A 20,486-nucleotide genomic window follows, 5' to 3' on the forward strand; every position below is an offset into this window, starting at 1 on the left:
ATTCTAATAGAAGGCTCTATGATCAGGTGGCATGGTCCTTCCATGTATATTCTCTCGTGGTTATGTTAAAATGAAATTCGAACAATTACATTAGACAAGGAGGCCGCCATGCAACCGATAAAACCTCAAGACATTCAGCTCCGGATCAATAATCTTGCTGATCAGGACTTATACGTACATCTAGAACTCACGTCAGGTGCTTACGCACAACACATGGACAGTACAAGACATCCAGCATCGGCATTCATTACCAATGCGGCCATTCGATATACGAAGGGTTCCATCTCAGGTACAGGTCCTTACCGGGTTGGTCTGAAAACAACTCAAGGTTGGATCTACGCCGAAGGCCTTACACACATTGATGAGCAGGAAGAAGAAAGACTGATTCTAGCTGGTCACGACAGCCAAGGCAAGCTGGTTGTGGCGTTACAACTGAGTCGGGAGATGTTCTAATGAAAGCGGAGGACGGAATAACCATGAATACTACACATAACGAGCATGAGCGCATCTTGGTAGTGTATCCACATCCAGATGATGAAGCTTTCTCTGTATCGGGAACGTTAGCCAAATACATAGATGGCGGTGCCCATGTAACCTATGCTTGTCTAACACTTGGCGAGATGGGGCGAAACATGGGGATTCCTCCATTTGCCAACAGAGTAACGTTGCCTGCCATCCGTAAACAGGAACTCATCGCAGCTTCTGAAGCGATAGGTATTCAGGACCTCAGGATGCTGGGTTTCCACGATAAAATGCTGGAGTTCGAAGATCCACAGTTACTGGAAGGCACCATCATGGCGCTACTTAAGGAGTTAAACCCTACGCTGGTCTTCACTTTCTATCCAGGGTACAGCGTACATCCCGACCATGATGCGACGGGAGCCGCTGTCATTCGTACCATTGCTCAACTTCCTGTGGCTGAGCGTCCGGTGGTTCACTGTGCGGCGTTCGCTAACAATCAGGAACAGTATATTGGCAAAGCGGATGTATTCGTTGACGTAACTGGATTTTTGGACCAAAAAATGGCATCCATTCGTGCCCATCGTTCACAGTTCCAGGCAGCAGAGCTTGTAGGAGACCGTGAGCTGAATAATGAAGAAATCAAGAAACGTTTTGGCAAAGAAACATTTTGGACCTATCCATTTGAATAATATAATTGCTTAGAAGTCGCCTATATGGCGGCTTTTTTTTGGTTTACATCACAATATCGACACATAAATGGGGCGTCTATAGCCTAATTGAGCTATATGGAAAAAATATCGTTTTAAGTACACTATGATCAGGAATGTGGTAACGCTTCATTTGTTGCTGAGCTTCAATGGATGAGAGTCATGAGATGTTAGATTTTAAGTGGAATGGAGGGATGGTGTGTACAACCAACGTATATATGGGATTAACGCAAGACTCGTTGAATGCATTGCCACAGCAATAAGCAACTGTAACAAGAAGCCAGAATTGCGCGTGAAGATTCATGGGTAATCCTTGGACAGAGCTAGATGAGTTCGGCATATGCAACAAAAGAAGGGTTCTGGTTTTGATTTTTCTGATAGGAATGATGATACTTCTACTCTTTCTTCCGCACGGTGCGATCAAGGCCTCTTCTGGACATCGGGACCTCATTCCCTTGCAACCGATGATTGACCGTGCTGTCCCTGGAGACGTCATTCAGCTTGAAGCAGGTCGCTATTCGGGCCCTGTAATCATTGATAAGAGCATTACCATTCAGGGCGATTCTACGGTCATCGTAATGAATACGGAGGCCACTTCTACGGTAACCATTCGTTCGGATGGGGTGAAGTTGAGTGGGTTTACGATTGAACATGATGCAAATGAAGCGACCGCAGCGATTCAGGTGGAAGCAAAAAACAGTGAGATCACCGATCTGCATATTCAGACCCAAGGCTTTGGAATGATTATCCGGAATTCGATTCAGGCGACGATTCAGCGGAACAACATTACTTGGATCGGGGCGAATACTGCTTCCAGCAGCCAGAAGGGGAATGGCATCGATCTGTACAACTCGCATGACAGCTACATTGAAGCCAATGAGATTACCGGCATGAGAGATGGAATCTATCTGGAGAACAGTCGCAAGTCTACGGTGCAAAATAACAGGCTGTTACATACAAGGTATGGCATTCATTGTATGTACATTGACGGCTCTTCTGTCATGGATAATACAGGAGAAGAGAACATGACAGGTGCCATGATTATGGGCGTCAAGAATACGGTTATCTCGGGGAATTCTTTTCGCAAACAGAGTAGCAATGTTCATTCCCAAGGAATTCTGTTGTATGACGTACATCAGTCCTCTGTTCACAACAATGTAGTGGAGGGTAATCGTGTCGGCATGAATATTGCAGAATCCTCAGGCAATGAGATCCGTGGCAATGCGGTGCTTCGGAATTTTGTTGGAATCCAGCTGGTCCTGGCAGAAGCTAATGAGTTTACACGTAACCGATTGGTTTCTAACGTCATTGAGGCTTCCGCACTGGATAGCCCGAATAATGTCATGATGGAGAATTACTGGGACTCTTTTCAGGGACTCGACCTGAATCAGGATGGGATCAGTGAAATTTCCTATGCCATCAATCCATTTTATGAGCAACTGGTTAGTCGAAATTCAGCGTATCAGCTCTTTTTTCAATCACCGGGCATGGTCTTTCTGAGTGACTTGTTTACGGAGGGCAGAGATCAATGGACTACCGACAAGTCGCCACGAATGAGCATGGATATGGAATCTGATCTCCACATGTCAGTGGAAACGGCTACAGGTTCCAATATGGTGTGGATGTTTGGGCTAGTTCTGTTGGGTCTGGCAACTTTTATAATCATCTATATGGGGGTATTGCGAAAATGAACAAAAGCTTGAGAAGAAGATGGACAACGGTCATGGTACTTATGTTTGGAATTATACTGTTAACAGCTTGCGGACCAAAATACGCGGCATTGCCGATCAATGAAGACGTGGATATCTGCGTGATATGTAAAATGCAGGTGAAGGATGATGCGTATGCAACGCAGCTCACAACCAAAGACGGTCAAAATTACAAGTTCGATGATATCGGCTGCATGAACCAGTGGAAAACAGAAAATGGCACCGATAACATCGGCATGGACTATGTGCGTGATTACAATGATAAGGAATGGATTGAATACAGCAAAGCCACGTACGTGTACGACGCTTCTTTGCGAACGCCTATGGCCTACGGCATTCTTAACTTTAAGGACAAGCCTTCGGCTGAAGCTTTCATTGCAGAGCAAGGTGTGGGAACCATTATGACCGCTGAGGATCTTGCTTCTCATGACTGGAAACAAAATACAGAGAATATGGACATGATGGGTGAACATGGGCATCATGGGCATGGTGAAGAAGGAGACGGTAATGAGATGCATCAGGAAGGTGAGATGAAAGAAGAGTCAGGCCACTAGGAATGACAATAGAAAATGGTGATCAATGATGTCAGATATGATACAGATTGCAAGACGAGAAGTGAAAATGGGATTTCGCAATCCTTGGGCGTATTCGTTTCTGATCCTGTTTTGCCTCTTTAGCTTAAGCTTGTTACTTCTGAATTCACAGAATCTGGTTGAAGGATATTCGGGCACCACAGGTTCCATGTTGAATCTCATTCTCTACCTTATGCCATTAATGACGCTGTTTCTGGGTTCCTTCTCGTTAACATCCGAAAAAGAAGACGGCAGCTGGCAACTGCTGTCCACGTATCCCATCGGCACGATGTCCTTTATTGTTGGGAAGTATCTCGGGCTCTCGGTTGTCTTGATAACCATTGTTGCATTTGGATACGGCCTGATGGGGGTAATTAGCGGCTTGATCGGGAATCCACTGGATGCCATGACATACCTTCTCTTTCTGGCATTTTCCTGTGGACTGGTGTTGTTATTCTTGACACTCGCTCTATTTATCGGTTCATTGTCAGGCAATCGGTGGCAGGCGTTAACGATCTCCGTTACCGTGTGGTTCTTCGCTGTCATTGGATGGCCGACGCTGTTGCTCTCTGTGCTGGGACTGATGCCTTATCTATGGGTCAAACCACTGCTTATTACACTGACTCTTATCAATCCGGCTGAGTTGGTGCGCTTGTATGTAGTGATCAAACTGGGGGGCGGCTCCATTCTGGGACCGGAATATTATCGATGGGTGGAGTGGGTGCAGCAACCCAGTGGCAGTTGGATTTTCATCGGGATATGCCTGTTCTGGATTATCTGCTCTGTTCTGGCGGTATACGCGATCTGGGAGAGGGGGCGTTCCCATGCATAAGGTGGAACTCGAAGTGATGGAATTGTGCAAATCCATTAAAAAGCAACCGATTGTGGAGAATATCTCCTTTCGCATAACTTCAGGCCAAGTGCTTGCCCTCTGTGGAGGGAATGGCGCAGGGAAGAGCACAGTGCTGCGTATGATCGCGGGAATTCTTCGGCCTACCTCCGGTGAGGTTGTGGTGAACAATGTGCGATGGTTGAAGGAGCGTAAGCGTTATTCGCAACAGATTGGATATATGCCGGACGATTATCAATTTAACCAGGGGCTGAGTGCAGAAGAAGTCCTTCTGTTCTGGGCTTCTCTGAGGAAAGTTCCCAAGGCGAGGGTAGAAGAAGTACTGACCATGGTAGGGTTGCAGGAACAAAAGAACAAGCGGGTTACGACCTTCTCCAAAGGCATGCGCCAACGTGTGTTATTCGCTCAGGCTGTGCTGTCCAAACCTCCACTGCTCATCATGGATGAGCCAACGAATGGATTGGACCCATTCTGGATGCAAGAATTAGCTCAGCTGCTCAAGGGAATCAAGCAGGATGGCCATATGGTCGTGTTCTCGACCCATCAGCTGGAGATCGCAGACGATATTGCGGATCAGGTGATATTCATGAATCAAGGACGTCATGTTGGAGAGGGATCGACTCACGACTTTCGTGATCAATTCGGTTCGCTCCATGCAGCATTTCATCAAAGTCTTGGCCTAAAGTGAAGGTGAGTTTATTGCAGAAGCAGAGTTTTAAAAGCAGACGTACACTTACAATTTTGATTGGTTTGGTCGCATTGCTCGCAGGTGCATGGGCCATTTTCGAAAATGTATCGACACCCGATGCGCAACGAGGCAACACTATTCAAGCAGGTGCAAAAGCCCCTGAGTTCACAGCGGTTAATTCAGCAGGCGAACAAGTCAGACTGTCCGATTATCGAGGCAAAGCCGTCATGATTAACTTTTGGGCTTCATGGTGCACGCCCTGTGTAAGGGAGATGCCGCTCGTTCACCAGATCGCTCAAGACTATCAGAACGATGTGGAAACCCTGTTTGTTAACGTGGGGGAGTCGAAGGGCACGATCCGTGAGTTTATGGATGAGCAAGCGTTTAATTTTCCGGTGATCATTGATGTGACGGGCAACATATCAGCCATGTATCGTATTACGGGTTTGCCTGCAACGATGGTTATTGATAAAGAAGGGGAGTTCCGTCACATACTGCTTGGCGAACTGACGGAGGATATCCCGTTACAGCAATGGCTCGAAGAAAGTATCTAGTCGTAAGCGTTTGGTGGTGAGAGAAGGGGCAGGGATGCCGGGGGTGCCCATTTTCCAAGCGTAACGGATGTATGTTAAAAGTAACAAAAGCAAAAGCCGGACACCCCTTAAATCTAGGGTGTCCGGCTTCTGCTTTTGAATAATATGCGACTTCACAGCCGATTACAGTACAGCAGCTGCAGCATAATTGGTGCGAGCGATTCTGGTTGCATCAACCATGTTGCGCAAGGAAGCAACCGTTTCTTCCTGTCCGCGGGTTTTCAATCCGCAGTCCGGGTTAATCCAGAACAGCTTCGGATCAAGAACACGCAGGGCGCGTTCAATCATGCTGCTCATCTCATCCACACTTGGAACACGTGGACTATGAATATCATATACGCCAAGACCGATACCAAGCTCATACGTATTTTCTTCAAAGCTGTGAATCAGTTCACCGTGACTACGGGATGTCTCAATGGAGATAACATCGGCATCCATGGCTTCAATGGAATCAATCATGTCATGGAATTCGCAATAACACATGTGAGTATGAATTTGGGTCGTTTCGTGCACTGTGCACGTGGAGATGCGGAAAGCTTTAACAGCCCAAGCCAGGTAATCGGCTTGTTCATTTTCCTTCAGTGGAAGCCCTTCGCGAACAGCCGGCTCGTCAACCTGGATCATGCCGATGCCTGCCTGTTCAAGTGCTTCGACTTCCTGTCTCAGTGCATACGCCAATTGATAGGCGATCTGCTCACGAGCAATGTCTTCGCGTACGAATGACCAGTTCATGATTGTAATCGGGCCAGTCAGCATGCCTTTGACAGGGCGCTCTGTTTGCGATTGGGCATATTTCGTTTCTTCCACCGTCATTTCACCCGTAAATGCAACATCGCCGAAGATAATAGGTGGCTTCACGCAACGTGAACCATACGATTGTACCCAGCCAAACTGTGTAAAGGCAAAACCGGCAAGTTTCTCGCCAAAGAATTCAACCATATCGGTACGCTCAAACTCACCATGCACCAACACGTCAATTCCGATCTCTTCCTGAATCTTAATCCAGATATCAATCTGCTCCCGGATAAAGGTAGCATACTGTTCGTTGTTCAACTCGCCCTTGCGCCACAACTGACGTGCTTTTCTGACTTCAGCAGATTGCGGGAAACTGCCAATCGTTGTCGTCGGGAAGAGTGGCAATTGCCATTTGGCCTGTTGGGCTTCATGACGCTCGGCAAAAGGACGGGAGCGCTCCGGCTGTTGAACACTAATGGAAGCAACGGCTTTCTGAACTGCGGTACGATTCCGATCTTCAGATTGCTGAAGGGCTTGAAGGGTAAGCTCTGCTTCTTCTATGGAAGCGGTGATTTCTGCATTTGGTGAAGATAAGGCTGTAGTCAAAAGAACAATCTCATCCAGCTTTTCATCTGCAAATGCAAGAGCATTTTTGAGTTCGGATGTAAGTTTTGTCTCCCGTTCTGTCGTTACTGGCACATGCAGCAGGCTGCAGGACGATTGCACGATAATACGTTCAGGCGTCACGACTTCAGCAAGTTCATTCAGCAATTTCAGTTTTCCTTGAAGGGAAGCTTTCCAGATTCCACGCCCATCAATAATACCTGCCCCCAATACTTTGTCCGCCGGGAAACCGGATGTTTGAATGGATTGGCTGTTACCAGCGAGTCCGTGTACAAAATCAAGTCCGACACCTTGAACTGGCAGTGCAACAATATCCTTGTAATTTTCAACAGATTCAAAGTACGTCTGCAACATGATATTCAGGCCTGGAACGGCTGCTGCAAATGTCTCATATATTTTATTCAGACGCTGTACATCTTCATCGATTAATTTGGTTACCAGAATAGGCTCGTCGATCTGCACCCACTGAACGCCCTCGCCTGCAAGTTCTTGAAGCAATTGAGTGTAAAGTGGCAGTAAGCGGTCCAGCCAAGCGTCCGTCTCGGATTTGTCATAACCTTTGGAGAGTTTCAGGAAGGTTAGCGGTCCAACGATTACCGGTTTGCCTTCAATACCGAGTTTTTCTTTTGCTTCACGATAAGCGAGAAGAGGTTTGTTCTCCGTCAGAGTTGGGGAAGCCCCGTCCAGTTCAGGCACTATGTAGTGATAGTTAGTGTTGAACCATTTCGTCATTTCGCTTGCTGCGGCATCTTTCGTTCCCCGGGCAATGCCATAATATACGGACAACGGAACGGAACCGCCAGTATAAGCAAATCGTTTGGGAACAATGCCGAACATCACGGCCGTATCCAGGATATGATCATAATAACTGAAATCATTCACCGGAATGAGGTCGATGCCTTTCGCTTGCTGCTTGCGCAAATGATCGATACGAATCTCTTGCAAACGTGCGTGAAATTCATTTTCCTCCAGCTTGCCTGCCCAGAACGTTTCCAACGCTTTCTTCCATTCCCGATCAGCACCAATACGCGGATATCCCAATACACTACTTTTCGTCATCGCTTAAAACCCCTCTGCTTTTATGTTACACAAAATTTATCACAGATCCGGAGTTATAATGTAATTCCATTAAATTATACCTAGTTATAGCCTGGGGCTATATCGAAAAGGATCTTTTTGCATGAAGCATAGAACTTGAAGAAGTCATTACGTTTGAAATAGACACCACTAATGTTACAATGGTTAACTATGTTCATACGAATGATTGAAAGGAAGGTGGTACTCGTGAATCTGTATCATATCCAGTCGACCGTGCATGGAATCAACAGAGTAAAGTCCTTTTTGGAAGAACATTTTATTGGTATCGCATGGTCAGGTACAGGGGATCTGGAGCATACGCCCCCGGAGCTATGGAAGGAAAAGTTGGTCCAGCACTATGGTTTTGATGAATGGGAATTGGCGAACACACTAGCGATACTACATATGTTTGTTAACCTCATGCAGGATGGAGATTATGTCTTAATTAGTGATGATGAGTGGACGTACGTGGGAGATATCGGGGATTATTATTACGACGATTCCGCTGGTACTGATGAGGACTTGATCTGCCATCGTCGCGGAGTTACATGGTTGGGGCGTATACCACTTGCTGAGTTAAATGACAAAGTGCAAGCATTGCAAAAGGACTCATCCATTCTTGCGAAGTTTGAGTATCCTGTTTCACTAGCAGAACTGGATCGCGGACTTGCAGTCACCGCAGCATCGGGTGCAACTAGTCCTCCCCCAGTAAAGGTAGATGAAGCGACGATTCAAACCGCACTCCATGTGCTTAGAGAAGCGTTACACAGTGAAGAAGAAGAGCTGCGAATTCGTGCGGCTACAGCCATTTTGCAGTATGCCAAATCATAGAACTATGCATAATGATAGAGAATTGTAGTGGCATGTACAGGAATTATTCGCGCAACAGCAAATTCAAAATATTATAAACCCTTAACTATATAAATTGAACTAAACATTTACACAAAACGAAGAGGACAGAAAGAACCTGAAGAAGCGGAGCGTTCGCCTACAAGCTTTCTGCAAGAAAGCTACATCGGAAGCATACGCTATCCCCGGATTTAACCTTAATAAAAGGAATCAAAAAAATCTGGGGATAACAGCGATCGGAAGGTTGTTCTGTCATCGGAGTGTGCAGTGTAAATATTCGTTAGTTCAATTTATATAGTCCTGAGATCTGTTCGTTTACATTCCTATGACTTAGTCCTCCGTGATAACAAACCACAGATGTAATGTCGAGTTCGGTATATTTTTTCAAAGAGAACCGGGCAGTCTCTATATCCAGTGTAGTTGGTTCATGAATGCCTCCAAGCATGCCGTTTACACTGTACATTGAATCTCCTGCAATGAGTGTCTTGCTTTGCTTCAGATAAAGACTGATATGACCTGGCGTATGACCAGGTGTGTGAATAATGCGAATTCCACCGCAAAACGAGAGTTCCTGACCATCAGTCACCGTTTCATCTACTTTGCCCTTTGGAGGATGCTCAAGGTGACCGTCTTTGAGAAGAGGGAGCTGTCCCTCAATATACGGCTTATCCAGCTCATGGGCATATGTCTTGACTTGCGAGCCACACTCCTGCAAAATCTCGGGAAGACACCCGATATGGTCCATATCCTGATGCGTCAAAATCACTGCTTTAAGCTGGCTGATCGGCATGCCTATCTTTTCGAACGCAATACGTAAATCGTCATACTGCCCAGGGAAACCGGTGTCTATTAACACAGCTGTTTCTTCATCCCGTATCAGAATAGGGTGAATCACATTCCCTTCAAAATCGAGCTGATGCATCTCTATTCCTTTTGAAATTTCCATAATGCGACCTCCAAAAATAAATTGATATACAAAATGGGTCATTACATTTCTTAGGTAAACGAATAAAGACTGCAAAAAGATACGTATAGAAATATTCAATGGATGGGGGAATTGACGCTTGATGTTGGGAATGATAATTTATATATATCATAAAAACCAACAAGTCCAATAAGATAAAGGGGGTATGTGGGATGACACACATCGTGCATGCGGCAGCTGAAGATATTCGAAGCGAGGATTCGCTGCAATTAATTAAGGAACTGAGCGAAGAACTCGGTTTGCTCTATGGTGGTGATGGGACGGCGGGTTTTCAACTGTCAGACGTTGAAGTACCACGTGCGGCCTTTATCGTCGCCAGAATCGATGGGTATCCGGTTGGTTGCGGAGCACTTCGGCCCCTTGATGAAACTTCTGTAGAAATTAAACGCATGTATACACGCAGTGGCTACCGTCGGAAGGGCATTGCTCAGGCCATTTTGGCTGAGGCGGAGCGTCTTGCGTACGAACTTGGATACACTAATCTGAAACTGCAAACAGGTCCCTTGCAGCCGGAAGCGGCAGCACTCTATGAGCGGGTAGGATATTATCGAATCCCTATTTTTAGTGGTAATTGGGACAGCGTGTTAGCCTACCAGAAAGATCTGGTGCACGAGAAAGTATAAATCTACGAACGAATTAAAGCCTCTTTCACTGAACGGACAACTGAACGGACAGATGAGCATAAGAAGATACAAGAAAAGTCGCCTATGGGCGACTTTTTTTACGCTTTAACTTATCCTACTTTTCTAAAGGCATAGACCAAAGATTTAATCCTTTGCGGAATGAATGATCGAAGGGTCTTGATGTTGGACACCCCATTCGCATAATCCTTCCAAAACGGGCAATAGCGTTTCAGCTTTGGCTGTCAGACGGTATTCAACTTTAGGAGGGACTTGGGGATACTCTTTTCGCTCAACCATACCATCTGCTTCCAATTCTTTGAGCTGTGAACTCAGCGTTTTATACGTGATGGCTCCGATCTGTCTTTTTAGCTCATTGAAGCGGACGGGCTGGTTATCCGCCAGAAGATACATAATCACCATTTTCCATTTGCCACCAATAACAGACAACGTATATCCAAAAGGGGTATCTTGAATGTTTTTAACTTTACCGTGGTATTCAGCCATACTCATCATTTACACTATCCTTCCGGGTAGTACCTATCATAAAAGACCGTACTATTTATTTGTTTGGGCTCAGTTTATACTAACCTTACTTTGAAGTAAAGGAGAATTACGATGACTCAAAAAACAATACGTTTGCTCATGCCACAATGGCAAGGTGGGGATAATCCAAACTACTCTTTTGGAGCAGAGCTGCTTGCTTGGCTCGCACCTGACAATAATCAACCTCTCATTCATGTTCCTGTTGAGGCTTATGATGGAACACTTCTGGTAGGCGAGAACGGGATAAAAGGCAGAACACAGCTTCTTCAGCAATTGCAGGCGGCCCATCATATTATTCAAGCTCACCAGCCTGATCGCATAGTCATGTTTGGCGGTGACTGTTTGGTAGAACAAGCCCCGTTTGCTTATTTAAATGAACGATATGGCGGAGAACTTGGTTTGATATGGATTGATGCGCACGGTGATTTGGTTAGATACGAGGGCTATGACAACGGTCATACTTTACCGCTTGGGAACCTTCTTGGGGAAGGCGATCCGGAGTTTGCCAAACATGTGAGAGTCCCTTTGAAGCCGGAACATGTCTTCATGGCCGGGTTGACGACCCCCACGGAACAGGAAACCGAAGTGATTCAAAGATTGGGTATCCGAACGGCTGGAACTGAAGAATTAACCCATGGCACGGATTCGATTAAGGAGTGGATTAAAGAAAATGGTATCAAACACCTGGCAATTCACCTTGATCTGGATGTGCTTGATCCCAACATGTTTCGTTCATTGTTATTCGCCAAACCAGGGGAACCTTATGTGTTTTCACCAGCGGGAACCATGCAAATACCTCACTTGCTTCATCTGATCAAAGAACTGTCTGAAGAAACAGATGTAGTTGGATTAGGGATAACCGAGCATATGCCATGGGATGCCATTAACTTGAAGAATTTGCTTGGAGAAATTCCCATTTTGAACCAGTGAAATAGGTTATAAGTCGCCACCTAATATATCAGAATACTGATATAATAAGTCAATATTGAGGAAGATCAGCGATGGAAATATCAATATTATTATATGGGTGGTTCAATGCGAATCAGAATTCAAACAAACTGAGGAGAGTACACCCAGATGGTCACGTTATTGCTAATCCTTATCTATCTCGCATTTATAGGACTGGGACTGCCAGATGCCTTACTTGGCAGTGCCTGGTCCATGATGAAATACGATATACATGCGACGACAGAAATGGCAGGTTACATATCCTTAATCATTTCATTTTGTACAGTAGTGTCCAGTCTGTCGGCCAGTCGATTGTTACACCGATTCGGAACGGGCAGGGTCACATTATTCAGTATCCTTTCAACAACCGTTGCTCTGTTGGGCTTTTCGATCTCTGAGAATTTTGTGTTTTTCCTGATTCTGGCGATCCCTCTCGGCTTAGGTGCAGGTTCGGTGGATGCGGCACTTAGTAATTATGTAGCATTACATTTCAAGGCGAAGCATATGAATTGGCTGCATTGTTTCTGGGGAATTGGCGCGGTGACAGGTCCACTCGTAATGGCATATTGGCTGAATCAAGCAAACAACTGGCGTGCAGGATACGTTACTGTAGGGTTGATTCTCCTTGGGATCGCGGTGATCTTATTGTCAACGTTGTCTCTATGGAAGATCTTCGAGAAGGGGAGAATAGAAGAATCCGGCGATGAGAAGAAACGTGTGAGCAACAGGGAGGCTATACGCATACCCGGTGTGAAGATGTCGATGCTAGCCATGCTTTGTTACAACGGATCGGAGACAGCTGCTGGTCTTTGGATGGCTTCTTTCTTCATAGGTGGTAAAGGCGTATCTCCGGGCACTGCTGCAGCGTTATCTTCCTTGTTCTTTATCGGAATCATCGTAGGACGTGTAATCTCAGGGTTTCTATCGACTCATGTATCGAGCAAAAATCTCATCAGGTATGGTGGAATCGTTGGATGTTTGGGATTAGTCATCCTGGTTATGCCGATTCCTTACTGGATTGCAGCAGGCGCGCTGTTTGTTGTGGGATTGGGTGGAGCACCGATCTATCCGAGTATTGTTCACGCGACACCAGAACGGTTCGGAGAGAAGGCCTCCCCAAGTGTAACTGGACTTGAGATGGCAAGTGCCTATACGGGTTCAACATTAATTCCTTTAGGTATGGGCCTGATTGCAAGCCACTGGGGAATGTCGATGGTACCCCTGATTCTTCTTATGCTCTTCAGTGTCATGTTCGTGGCTACAGAGCTGGTTAACAGAAGCAACAAGGATGCCCGCCTGACACTCTAGCCCTTGCGGTCACGGAAGGTGGTTCCCTCATTACATAACAAAAGGAACAACCATCGCTGGTTGTTCCTTTTGTTATACATGCTTATTTTTATAAAAAGATCAGTAACAAGGTACCTGCGGCAAAACAGTAATACGAAAAGTATTTCAGGTTGCCTCTGGCCATAATGCCCATAAACCATCTCATGGAGAAATAGGTGACAAAGAGCGTTGTGAGAAATGCAATCAGATAAGGGATAGCCAACTGTGACCGGTTCGGATCATTGGCAATGTCGGATACACCCATAATAAGTCCGCCTATACTAATTGGAATATACAGCATAAAGGAGAACTTCAGAGCCGTTTCCTGTTTCATGCCAACAGCGATCGAGGCGATTACAGTCGCTCCTGAACGGCTTATCCCTGGAATAAGAGCGACCGCCTGAGCCAGACCTACCAGTAATGCATCTTTCGTAGACAGATCTCCATCTTGCTTGCGACCACGGAGATTACGAATCAGCCATAAGGCAACCCCGGTGATCAATAGCGCGATTGAAACGGTATATACGGACGAGAAGATTTCTTCAATCCGATCCTTGAAGAGGACCGCAATGACCCCAGCAGGGATCGTACCAATAATTATGTATAAGCAAAACATGAAGTCAGCTCTATATTCTTCTTTACGAGTACGCAGGTAACCTAGTGCACCAATGATCAATTTTTTGATATCTTCCCGGTATATAAAAATAATAGCGATAAGCGATGCCGTGTTCGTTAAAATCTCAAATGACAATCCGTTCTGCTTCATGCCCATGAGTCTCTGGGCGATGATCAGATGACCGCTTGAGGAGACAGGGATCGGTTCGGTTGCCCCCTGAACAATACCTAAAAACAAATACTTTAACCACAATATAATCTCTTCCATGTTGTCCTCCTTGGATAAGTTTCATTGGCTTTCCAATGTGTTTCTCTTTTTTGAAGTTTTTATTTACTCTATAGATGATAGCTGTTTAACTAGATGACTTGCAAGTTAGAATTCATAGAGAGAGTGAAATTAACTTGTCTTGTCATGTCGTTCAGAGCATGATATCGTTGATAACGATTATCAATATCAATGGAGAGGTGGGTTTATTTTGCGGAAACAGAAAACACCAATATGGATTATGATGGCACTCATCTTGCTGCTTGTACTTAGTGCATGTGGACAGTCAGGCACGACTAATACTACAACCGCTGATAGCGCGAATGCAGCTTTAGAGACAGAATCCAAGAATAACTCGGATGCAGCTGCTTCTCCTGAAACCAATGCAACTGCTGATGAGGAACTCGTTACATATCAATCGGATGCCGGCGAAGTACAGGTGCCCAAGAATCCACAACGTATCGTTGATCTGACGTCATTCTCGACAGGGTACTTTGTTGCCCTGGATGCACCGGTAGTCGGTGCTTTATCCGGAGCGATGAACAACAAGTATATCAAGGATCAACTGGCAGCAGCGGGCACCAGTGACTTGGGTGAAGTACCTACTCCAGAGAAGCTAATCAGCTTAAAACCAGACCTATTTATCGTATATACGGGCACAGAGGGCATCGATAAGTTGGAGCAGATTGCGCCTGTCGTACAGATTACATTTGGCAAGCGTGATTTCAAAGATCTAATGCTCGAAATGGGTAAGCTGACCAATAGAGAAGATGCAGCTATAGCCTGGAATGCTAAATGGGAAGCGCGCATCAATGAACTGAAGCCTAAGGTTCAGGAGGTTGTCGGTGATCGGACAGTCTCTATCCTGAATCCGTACGCAAAAGGGTTATTTGTATTCGGTCATAACTACGGTAGAGGCGGTGAGATTATTTACGGGGAGTTTGGCCTCGAGGCACCAGCCAAGGCTCAAGCTGAAGCAATTGACAGCGGGACCGGATGGGCTTCGATTTCCATGGAACTATTGCCGGAGTATGCGGGTGATATTATCTTCACCAGTCCGTGGTCGGGAGATACAACCGATCCCAAGATCGTATATGATAATACATTATGGAAGACCTTGCCTGCGTTGAAGGCAAATCATGTGTTCCAGCTTGACCCAACCTCTGATACGTATAACGATCCGGTAACGCTGGAAGGTCAGTTGCAGTTTATTACGGACAGCCTGCTTTCGGCGAAGTAACATCGAACCATATACATGGTAATACTGGAGCATTTCCAAAACGTCGTTACAAGACGGGGAAATGCTCTTCTTATGAGCGTAGAATGTTATATACGTCGATCTTGGATGGATTTTGACCAATGTAATTAAGCTTGATACAATAGGATAACTGCTGATGAACATTAAATATCAAGTGGGGTGATCTAAATTGCAGCAAAAAAGTGAACGTTTGAATGTTTGGTTGGCTTTCTCTAACATGCATACCCATCTGAACGAGAAGCTGGAACAAGCTCTGCTTCAACAATATGACTTATCTTTGAAGGAATTTTATGTGTTAAACTTCATATATAATGCGGAGGGTAAGGAATTACGCCTACAGCAACTTCAAGAACTGGTGGGGTTGAGCCAAAGTGCTACTTCCAGGCTTGTCGTTAGGATGGAAGCCAAAGACTGTGGGGCTCTGGAAAGACATGCATGTGAAGATGACCGGCGTGGCATTTACACTCGTATTACGGAGCTTGGAGAGAATAAATACAAGAAAGCACTTCAAACGTTTAATCAGGTCTTGCAAACTGAATTGGAACAGGATGGATTTGAGACTCGATTAGAGAACCTCACTAAAAAATTGTTCTAAGGCTAGGGTGAATATAGGGTAATGTAGTCATTTACCCTATAAGAAGACTTGACACTCATTAATATATCCGTTAAATTAAATGCATGCGCATGCTTTTATTGTGAATTGCAACACAGGGTGTAGAAACGGTGCTTACCGACTTGGAAGGGACGGTTGACTCAATTGTAGCTGCTGCAACGGGATATGACAAAACACTTCTGATTGATCTGGATGGTGCCGGGAAAACCATTGAAGCGGCTCAAAAAGCGGGTATTGATCGATATATCATGGTGAGTGCGATTCAAGCCAATAATCGTGAGAACTGGCATGATAACATCCTTCCATATTATGCAGCCAAGCACTATGCTGATAAATTGTTAGAGATCAGTGGATTAACATATACCATCATACGCCCCGGGATACTAATAAATGAACCAGGGATAGGTAAAGTTTCTGCTGGTGAGGATGTAATATCTGAGGCATTGAGCAGACTTTGATCCAAAACGAAATTTTCGACGAAATCAGATGAGTTAAGAGAGGGCTATACAATGATCATGTTGATGCTTTTGACCTTCATATTAGGTATCTTCATCGTTGTACGTCAATTTTGGCCACTGCGTAATCTTGAATATATAGATTATCAAGTATTTCTTAGACAAGAGCGTGATTTTCGGCAGTATAAAGTGATCGATATTCGAGATGCAACGGATTATATGGCTAATCCCACTCCGGATACGATTAACATCTCACTGGGACGTCTTGCTTTCACCTGGGAAAAATACCTTCTTCGAGAAGATAACGTAATTATAATGTCTCCTGGTATGCTTCAATCCAAAAAGGCTGTACGTATTTTGCGAAAGCATGGATTTGAATGTCTTTATGTGATGAAGTAAAGTTACGTGTGAGTTCTAAATATGGGCTGTTTCGATGCTTGCGCATGCATTTTATTAAACTTGATTCATGAAAAGGGGAGTTTTATTTTGATGACAGATTTGTTTAGTCCATATTCTTTTAAAAGCCTAGAGCTTAAAAACCGTGTCGTAATGGCTCCAATGTGCCAATATTCAGTTGAGCAAAAAGATGGTATCGCAACAGATTGGCATTATATGCACTACGTTAGTCGTGCTGTGGGGGGAACAGGTTTTATTATCATTGAAATGACAGATGTGGAACCGGATGGCCGAATTTCAGATTATGATCTTGGGTTATGGTCAGATGAACAGATCCCAGCTCTGAAGCGGATCGTAGATGCGTGTCACAGTTATGGTGCCAAGGTCAGCATTCAGATTGCTCATGCGGGCCGCAAAGCAGAAGATGCCGAAGTTCCAGTAGCTCCGTCCGCAATCGCCTTTGATGAGAATTCCAAGCAACCTCGTGCGCTTACAACGGATGAAGTAAAAGGAATGGTTGAGAAATTCCGGAGTGCAGTAGCGCGTGCTGTGAAAGCTGGATTTGATGCGATTGAGCTTCATGGCGCACATGGCTATTTGATTCATCAGTTCCATTCTCCACTAACGAACAAGCGAGAAGACGAATATGGACAAGATTTAACGTTATTCGGCCGGGAGATCATTCAGGCTGCAAAGGCAGAGATGCCAAAAGACATGCCCCTGATGATGCGTATTTCAGCAAAAGAATACGTCGAAGGTGGCTATGGAATTGACGAAAGTTCCGAGTTTGCCAAGGCATATCAAGAGGCAGGCGTGGACCTATTCGATATCTCATCTGGTGGCGAGGGACCTATTGGTGCATCGGGCAGACCAGGAACTCACGCAGCTTATCAAGTACCTCTCGCTAAAGCAATCAAAGAAGCTCTTGATGTGCCCGTGATTGCTGTTGGAAGACTGGACGACCCGAAATTAGCGAATGCAGTCATTGGAAATGAAGAAGCTGATCTCGTTGCAGTCGGAAGAGGGCTGTTAAGAAATCCTTACTGGGCATTGGAAGCAGCGTCTGCTTTGCGCAAGACAACGGACGTTCCAAAACAATATACAACTGGTTTTTAATGTTCAGCATTAAATATATGGATAAGAAAGGACTCCGACTGACAAAACAGAAGGAGTCCTTTTTATGGTTAAACTAAACGAAGTGAAGGTATGATATTAACGAGTAAGAGTCAGGAGAGGGTAGTCGATTCATCGGTTTTACCTCTCAGACGTTTAATATCTTCTCTTGGCGGAAAACCGAACATGCGGGAATATTCACGACTGAATTGGGAAGGACTCTCGTAACCTACCTGATATGCTACATCTGCTGCATCGGTGGATTTTGATAATAACAAGCGCCGAGCTTCCTGAAGTCTCAGTTGTTTTTGAAACTGAATTGGACTCATGGCAGTCACTTCTTTAAAGTGTCTATACAGCGAGGCAGTGCTCATATTCGCCAAGTCGGCCAATTCCTCAACCCTGAAATTCTGATCAGAGTGATTCATAATATATTGAATGACGTCTTTGACTCGATATGTGTGGCTGCCCTCCATTGTAGCTTGTTCCAGGGCGACCCCATGGGGACCTTTCAATACTCTATAGAGAATTTCCTTCTTGAACAAAGGTGCGAGTAGTGGGATATCTTCCGAATGTTCTTCCAGTAGTCGGGCCAACCTGACGACCGCGTCCAGCAGAGACGGTTCGGTTTGGCTGACAAACATTGCCCTTCTCGCATTTTTCAGCGGTTTTGTAGGGAAGTCGGAATGGTTTAATACCTCCAGAATTTCACTGGATGTAAACTCAAGTTTTAGCGCCAGGTAAGGAGCTTCAGGCGAGGCCTGAATGACTTGTCCACTAACTGGCAAATCAACGGTTGCGACGATATAACTTCCTGGACCATAACGGAAACGATCCTGTCCCAGCAGTACCTCTTTTTCGCCCTGAACGATAGTGCAGAAGGACGGTTCATTAACTCTGAATAGGGGTTCCGTAACGACGGATTCGCGGATTAAAAATAATGAGGGGATAGCCGTAGAATGCACTCCGTCCTTGTCAGAATAACGGTCAATGAGTGTGGCTAATTCGTTCTGTTGTTCTTGTATTTGATCAGACATGCGAAGTTCTCCTTTTTTCCTCACAACATAATAACCACATTCTATCGTATATTGACCCAAGGCGGTAGAAAACAGATAGGAATAGGCAAACATTTGAGGTGAATGGATAAGTTATGTTACTTGCCGGATGAATATTCACAAGTCCTTATTTTATTTACTGATCGTTCCCGATGTGTTAGATTGATTTTGGGAGGGAAGTCAACATGGCTAGGAGTAAAGAGTTTGAAGTGAACGAAGTATTGGATAAAGCAATGAAGATCTTTTGGGAACAAGGTTACGAGAAGACGTCGATGAGTGACCTGGTTGAACATATGGGGATTCATCGCAGAAGTATATATGATACGTTTGACGACAAACATTCGTTGTTTTTGCAGGCAATGGATCGTTACAATGGAAAGGTCAGCAACACATTGCTCGCAGAGATCAAAGCGTCCAAGACGGCAGTGGAAGCACTCCAAAAAATTTTCGGAGTAATGATCAGCGAATCAGAGGATACGCCATCGGGTTGCCTGATCGTGAACTCGGCGGTGGAGCTGGGCCCCCGTGATACGGATGTGGACTCCCGATCTCTTGAATCTTTTAATGTAACAGAGCGGATGTTCGAGCAGATTATTGAATGGGGACAGCGGGATGGAGAGTTCTCCTCAACTCAGGATGCGAAGGAAATGGCAGAGTACCTGCACAATATTTCCGTGGGCATACGGGCCATGGCAAGAACTTCGATGGATAAAGAGAAATTAAATCGCATTATCAATGTATCAATGAAACTTTTGGGAAATTGATGCATCATTTTACACATATAAGTAGTAGCTCGAATCCGTTAGAGGACTTCAAGCTACTACTTTTTTTGCACAACTTTATAAGAAAAAAGACTGATCAATCAATTGGTAATGGCATTTTCTATTGATTTAATTTTGTGAATCTCTTCAGTCCCGGCTTTCAAAGCAGTCTCGTAGTATGCGCATTTGTGCTCAATGACCTCCATGGTCTTTCGTAATTCCTCCATCTGTTCTTCTACGCTAGCTTTTCGTTCCGAGAACATGTCATATCTCTGCTTCAGGGTGGAGTCCCCTTCAGAACACCATTCAATGAAGTCTTTGATATCCTTTATAGGCATCCCGGTCAGCTTCAGACATTGGATGATCTTTAGAAAGTCAATGTCAGAATCTTTGAACAAACGTGTTCCGCTCGTGGTACGTTCTACAAAAGGCATAAGTCCTTCCTTATCGTAGTAACGCAATGTATATACCGTAAGGTCTAATTTTTTGGCAACTTCACCGATTGAATAGGTCATTTAGAATGAATTCCTTTCTATTAGGGGTAGACTTCGAGTTAACTCTAGGATTGATCCGAGTGAAATTCTACCATGCTGCATTACAACATGTCAAAGTGGGGTGGAGATAAAAAAGTAAGATAATATTTGACCTAGAGTTAACTAGAGGG

At 44.9% G+C, this 20,486-nt stretch carries 22 protein-coding genes and 1 pseudogene; 17 read left to right on the forward strand and 6 right to left on the reverse strand.

Features of this window, described 5'->3' with window-relative positions:
- Positions 1 to 108 precede the first annotated feature (108 nt).
- From M1D71_RS13125 to M1D71_RS13155, 7 genes are all read left to right on the forward strand, one after another.
- Positions 109 to 453: a YojF family protein gene (locus M1D71_RS13125; RefSeq protein WP_458126813.1), complete on the forward strand. Its 345-nt coding sequence runs from the start codon at positions 109 to 111 to the stop codon at positions 451 to 453.
- 23 nt (positions 454 to 476) lie between these two features.
- The gene (bshB2, locus tag M1D71_RS13130) at positions 477 to 1,151 is read left to right on the forward strand and encodes a bacillithiol biosynthesis deacetylase BshB2 (RefSeq protein ID WP_458126814.1); all 675 of its coding nucleotides are present in this window, start codon (positions 477 to 479) and stop codon (positions 1,149 to 1,151) included.
- A 383-nt stretch (positions 1,152 to 1,534) separates the two neighbouring features.
- Positions 1,535 to 2,860, forward strand: coding sequence for a right-handed parallel beta-helix repeat-containing protein (locus M1D71_RS13135; RefSeq protein WP_458126815.1), 1,326 nt, complete (start codon positions 1,535 to 1,537; stop codon positions 2,858 to 2,860).
- Complete coding sequence (locus M1D71_RS13140) at positions 2,857 to 3,432, forward strand: nitrous oxide reductase accessory protein NosL (RefSeq protein WP_458126816.1); 576 nt, start codon at positions 2,857 to 2,859, stop codon at positions 3,430 to 3,432. Before M1D71_RS13135 ends, M1D71_RS13140 begins: the two co-directional genes overlap by 4 nt.
- A gap of 28 nt (positions 3,433 to 3,460) precedes the next feature.
- A complete protein-coding gene (locus M1D71_RS13145; RefSeq protein WP_458126817.1) occupies positions 3,461 to 4,282 on the forward strand; it encodes an ABC transporter permease in 822 nt (273 codons plus the stop codon).
- Positions 4,275 to 4,988, forward strand: a complete 714-nt coding sequence (gene ccmA, locus M1D71_RS13150) for a heme ABC exporter ATP-binding protein CcmA (RefSeq protein WP_458126818.1) — start codon at positions 4,275 to 4,277, stop codon at positions 4,986 to 4,988. The genes M1D71_RS13145 and ccmA overlap by 8 nt, the downstream gene beginning before the upstream one ends.
- 2 nt (positions 4,989 to 4,990) lie before the next feature.
- On the forward strand, positions 4,991 to 5,542 hold the full coding sequence (locus tag M1D71_RS13155) for a TlpA family protein disulfide reductase (RefSeq protein WP_458126819.1): 552 nt from the start codon (positions 4,991 to 4,993) through the stop codon (positions 5,540 to 5,542).
- A gap of 162 nt (positions 5,543 to 5,704) precedes the next feature.
- Here M1D71_RS13155 and metE read toward each other — a convergent pair whose 3' ends face one another.
- Entirely contained in the window at positions 5,705 to 7,999 is a 2,295-nt protein-coding gene (gene metE / locus M1D71_RS13160; protein WP_458126820.1) for a 5-methyltetrahydropteroyltriglutamate--homocysteine S-methyltransferase, read from the reverse strand.
- Positions 8,000 to 8,224: 225 nt separating this feature from the next.
- Here metE and M1D71_RS13165 point away from each other — a divergent pair, with 225 nt between their 5' ends.
- A complete protein-coding gene (locus M1D71_RS13165; protein WP_458126821.1) occupies positions 8,225 to 8,848 on the forward strand; it encodes a hypothetical protein in 624 nt (207 codons plus the stop codon).
- A 298-nt stretch (positions 8,849 to 9,146) separates the two neighbouring features.
- On the opposite strand, the gene M1D71_RS13170 is transcribed toward M1D71_RS13165, so the two are convergent.
- A complete protein-coding gene (locus M1D71_RS13170; protein WP_458126822.1) occupies positions 9,147 to 9,812 on the reverse strand; it encodes an MBL fold metallo-hydrolase in 666 nt (221 codons plus the stop codon).
- A 191-nt stretch (positions 9,813 to 10,003) separates the two neighbouring features.
- Between M1D71_RS13170 and M1D71_RS13175 the strand changes: the two genes are divergently transcribed.
- The gene (locus M1D71_RS13175; protein ID WP_458126823.1) at positions 10,004 to 10,474 is read left to right on the forward strand and encodes a GNAT family N-acetyltransferase; all 471 of its coding nucleotides are present in this window, start codon (positions 10,004 to 10,006) and stop codon (positions 10,472 to 10,474) included.
- A 144-nt stretch (positions 10,475 to 10,618) separates the two neighbouring features.
- Here the strand turns inward: M1D71_RS13175 and M1D71_RS13180 are convergent, their stop codons facing one another.
- Positions 10,619 to 10,984 (reverse strand): winged helix-turn-helix transcriptional regulator, encoded by a 366-nt coding sequence (locus tag M1D71_RS13180; RefSeq protein ID WP_458127234.1) that lies wholly within the window; start codon positions 10,982 to 10,984, stop codon positions 10,619 to 10,621.
- Between the two features lie 105 nt (positions 10,985 to 11,089).
- On the opposite strand from M1D71_RS13180, the gene M1D71_RS13185 reads away from it, so the two are divergent.
- Together M1D71_RS13185 and M1D71_RS13190 are read left to right on the forward strand one after the other, a co-directional pair.
- Positions 11,090 to 11,947: an arginase family protein gene (locus M1D71_RS13185; protein WP_458126824.1), complete on the forward strand. Its 858-nt coding sequence runs from the start codon at positions 11,090 to 11,092 to the stop codon at positions 11,945 to 11,947.
- A 147-nt stretch (positions 11,948 to 12,094) separates the two neighbouring features.
- Complete coding sequence (locus tag M1D71_RS13190) at positions 12,095 to 13,273, forward strand: MFS transporter (RefSeq protein ID WP_458126825.1); 1,179 nt, start codon at positions 12,095 to 12,097, stop codon at positions 13,271 to 13,273.
- An 88-nt stretch (positions 13,274 to 13,361) separates the two neighbouring features.
- Here the strand turns inward: M1D71_RS13190 and M1D71_RS13195 are convergent, their stop codons facing one another.
- Positions 13,362 to 14,174 carry an undecaprenyl-diphosphate phosphatase gene (locus M1D71_RS13195; protein WP_458126826.1) on the reverse strand — a complete coding sequence of 271 codons (813 nt, stop codon included), beginning with the start codon at positions 14,172 to 14,174 and terminating at the stop codon, positions 13,362 to 13,364.
- Between the two features lie 208 nt (positions 14,175 to 14,382).
- On the opposite strand from M1D71_RS13195, the gene M1D71_RS13200 reads away from it, so the two are divergent.
- From M1D71_RS13200 to M1D71_RS13220, 5 genes and pseudogenes are all read left to right on the forward strand, one after another.
- Positions 14,383 to 15,411, forward strand: coding sequence for an ABC transporter substrate-binding protein (locus tag M1D71_RS13200; RefSeq protein WP_458126827.1), 1,029 nt, complete (start codon positions 14,383 to 14,385; stop codon positions 15,409 to 15,411).
- Between the two features lie 187 nt (positions 15,412 to 15,598).
- Complete coding sequence (locus tag M1D71_RS13205; RefSeq protein ID WP_458126828.1) at positions 15,599 to 16,024, forward strand: MarR family winged helix-turn-helix transcriptional regulator; 426 nt, start codon at positions 15,599 to 15,601, stop codon at positions 16,022 to 16,024.
- Between the two features lie 116 nt (positions 16,025 to 16,140).
- Positions 16,141 to 16,494, forward strand: a pseudogene (locus tag M1D71_RS13210) (NAD(P)H-binding protein); the annotation flags it as partial.
- Between the two features lie 57 nt (positions 16,495 to 16,551).
- Positions 16,552 to 16,896, forward strand: coding sequence for a rhodanese-like domain-containing protein (locus M1D71_RS13215; RefSeq protein ID WP_458126829.1), 345 nt, complete (start codon positions 16,552 to 16,554; stop codon positions 16,894 to 16,896).
- 90 nt (positions 16,897 to 16,986) lie between these two features.
- Positions 16,987 to 18,009 (forward strand): NADH:flavin oxidoreductase/NADH oxidase, encoded by a 1,023-nt coding sequence (locus tag M1D71_RS13220; RefSeq protein ID WP_458126830.1) that lies wholly within the window; start codon positions 16,987 to 16,989, stop codon positions 18,007 to 18,009.
- A 110-nt stretch (positions 18,010 to 18,119) separates the two neighbouring features.
- On the opposite strand, the gene M1D71_RS13225 is transcribed toward M1D71_RS13220, so the two are convergent.
- The gene (locus tag M1D71_RS13225; RefSeq protein WP_458126831.1) at positions 18,120 to 19,043 is read right to left on the reverse strand and encodes an AraC family transcriptional regulator; all 924 of its coding nucleotides are present in this window, start codon (positions 19,041 to 19,043) and stop codon (positions 18,120 to 18,122) included.
- A 203-nt stretch (positions 19,044 to 19,246) separates the two neighbouring features.
- Here M1D71_RS13225 and M1D71_RS13230 point away from each other — a divergent pair, with 203 nt between their 5' ends.
- A complete protein-coding gene (locus M1D71_RS13230; protein WP_458126832.1) occupies positions 19,247 to 19,825 on the forward strand; it encodes a TetR/AcrR family transcriptional regulator in 579 nt (192 codons plus the stop codon).
- Positions 19,826 to 19,923: 98 nt separating this feature from the next.
- Here the strand turns inward: M1D71_RS13230 and M1D71_RS13235 are convergent, their stop codons facing one another.
- Positions 19,924 to 20,337, reverse strand: a complete 414-nt coding sequence (locus tag M1D71_RS13235; protein ID WP_458126833.1) for a MerR family transcriptional regulator — start codon at positions 20,335 to 20,337, stop codon at positions 19,924 to 19,926.
- Positions 20,338 to 20,486: the final 149 nt, after the last annotated feature.

Source organism: Paenibacillus sp. Z3-2, assembly GCF_054161325.1.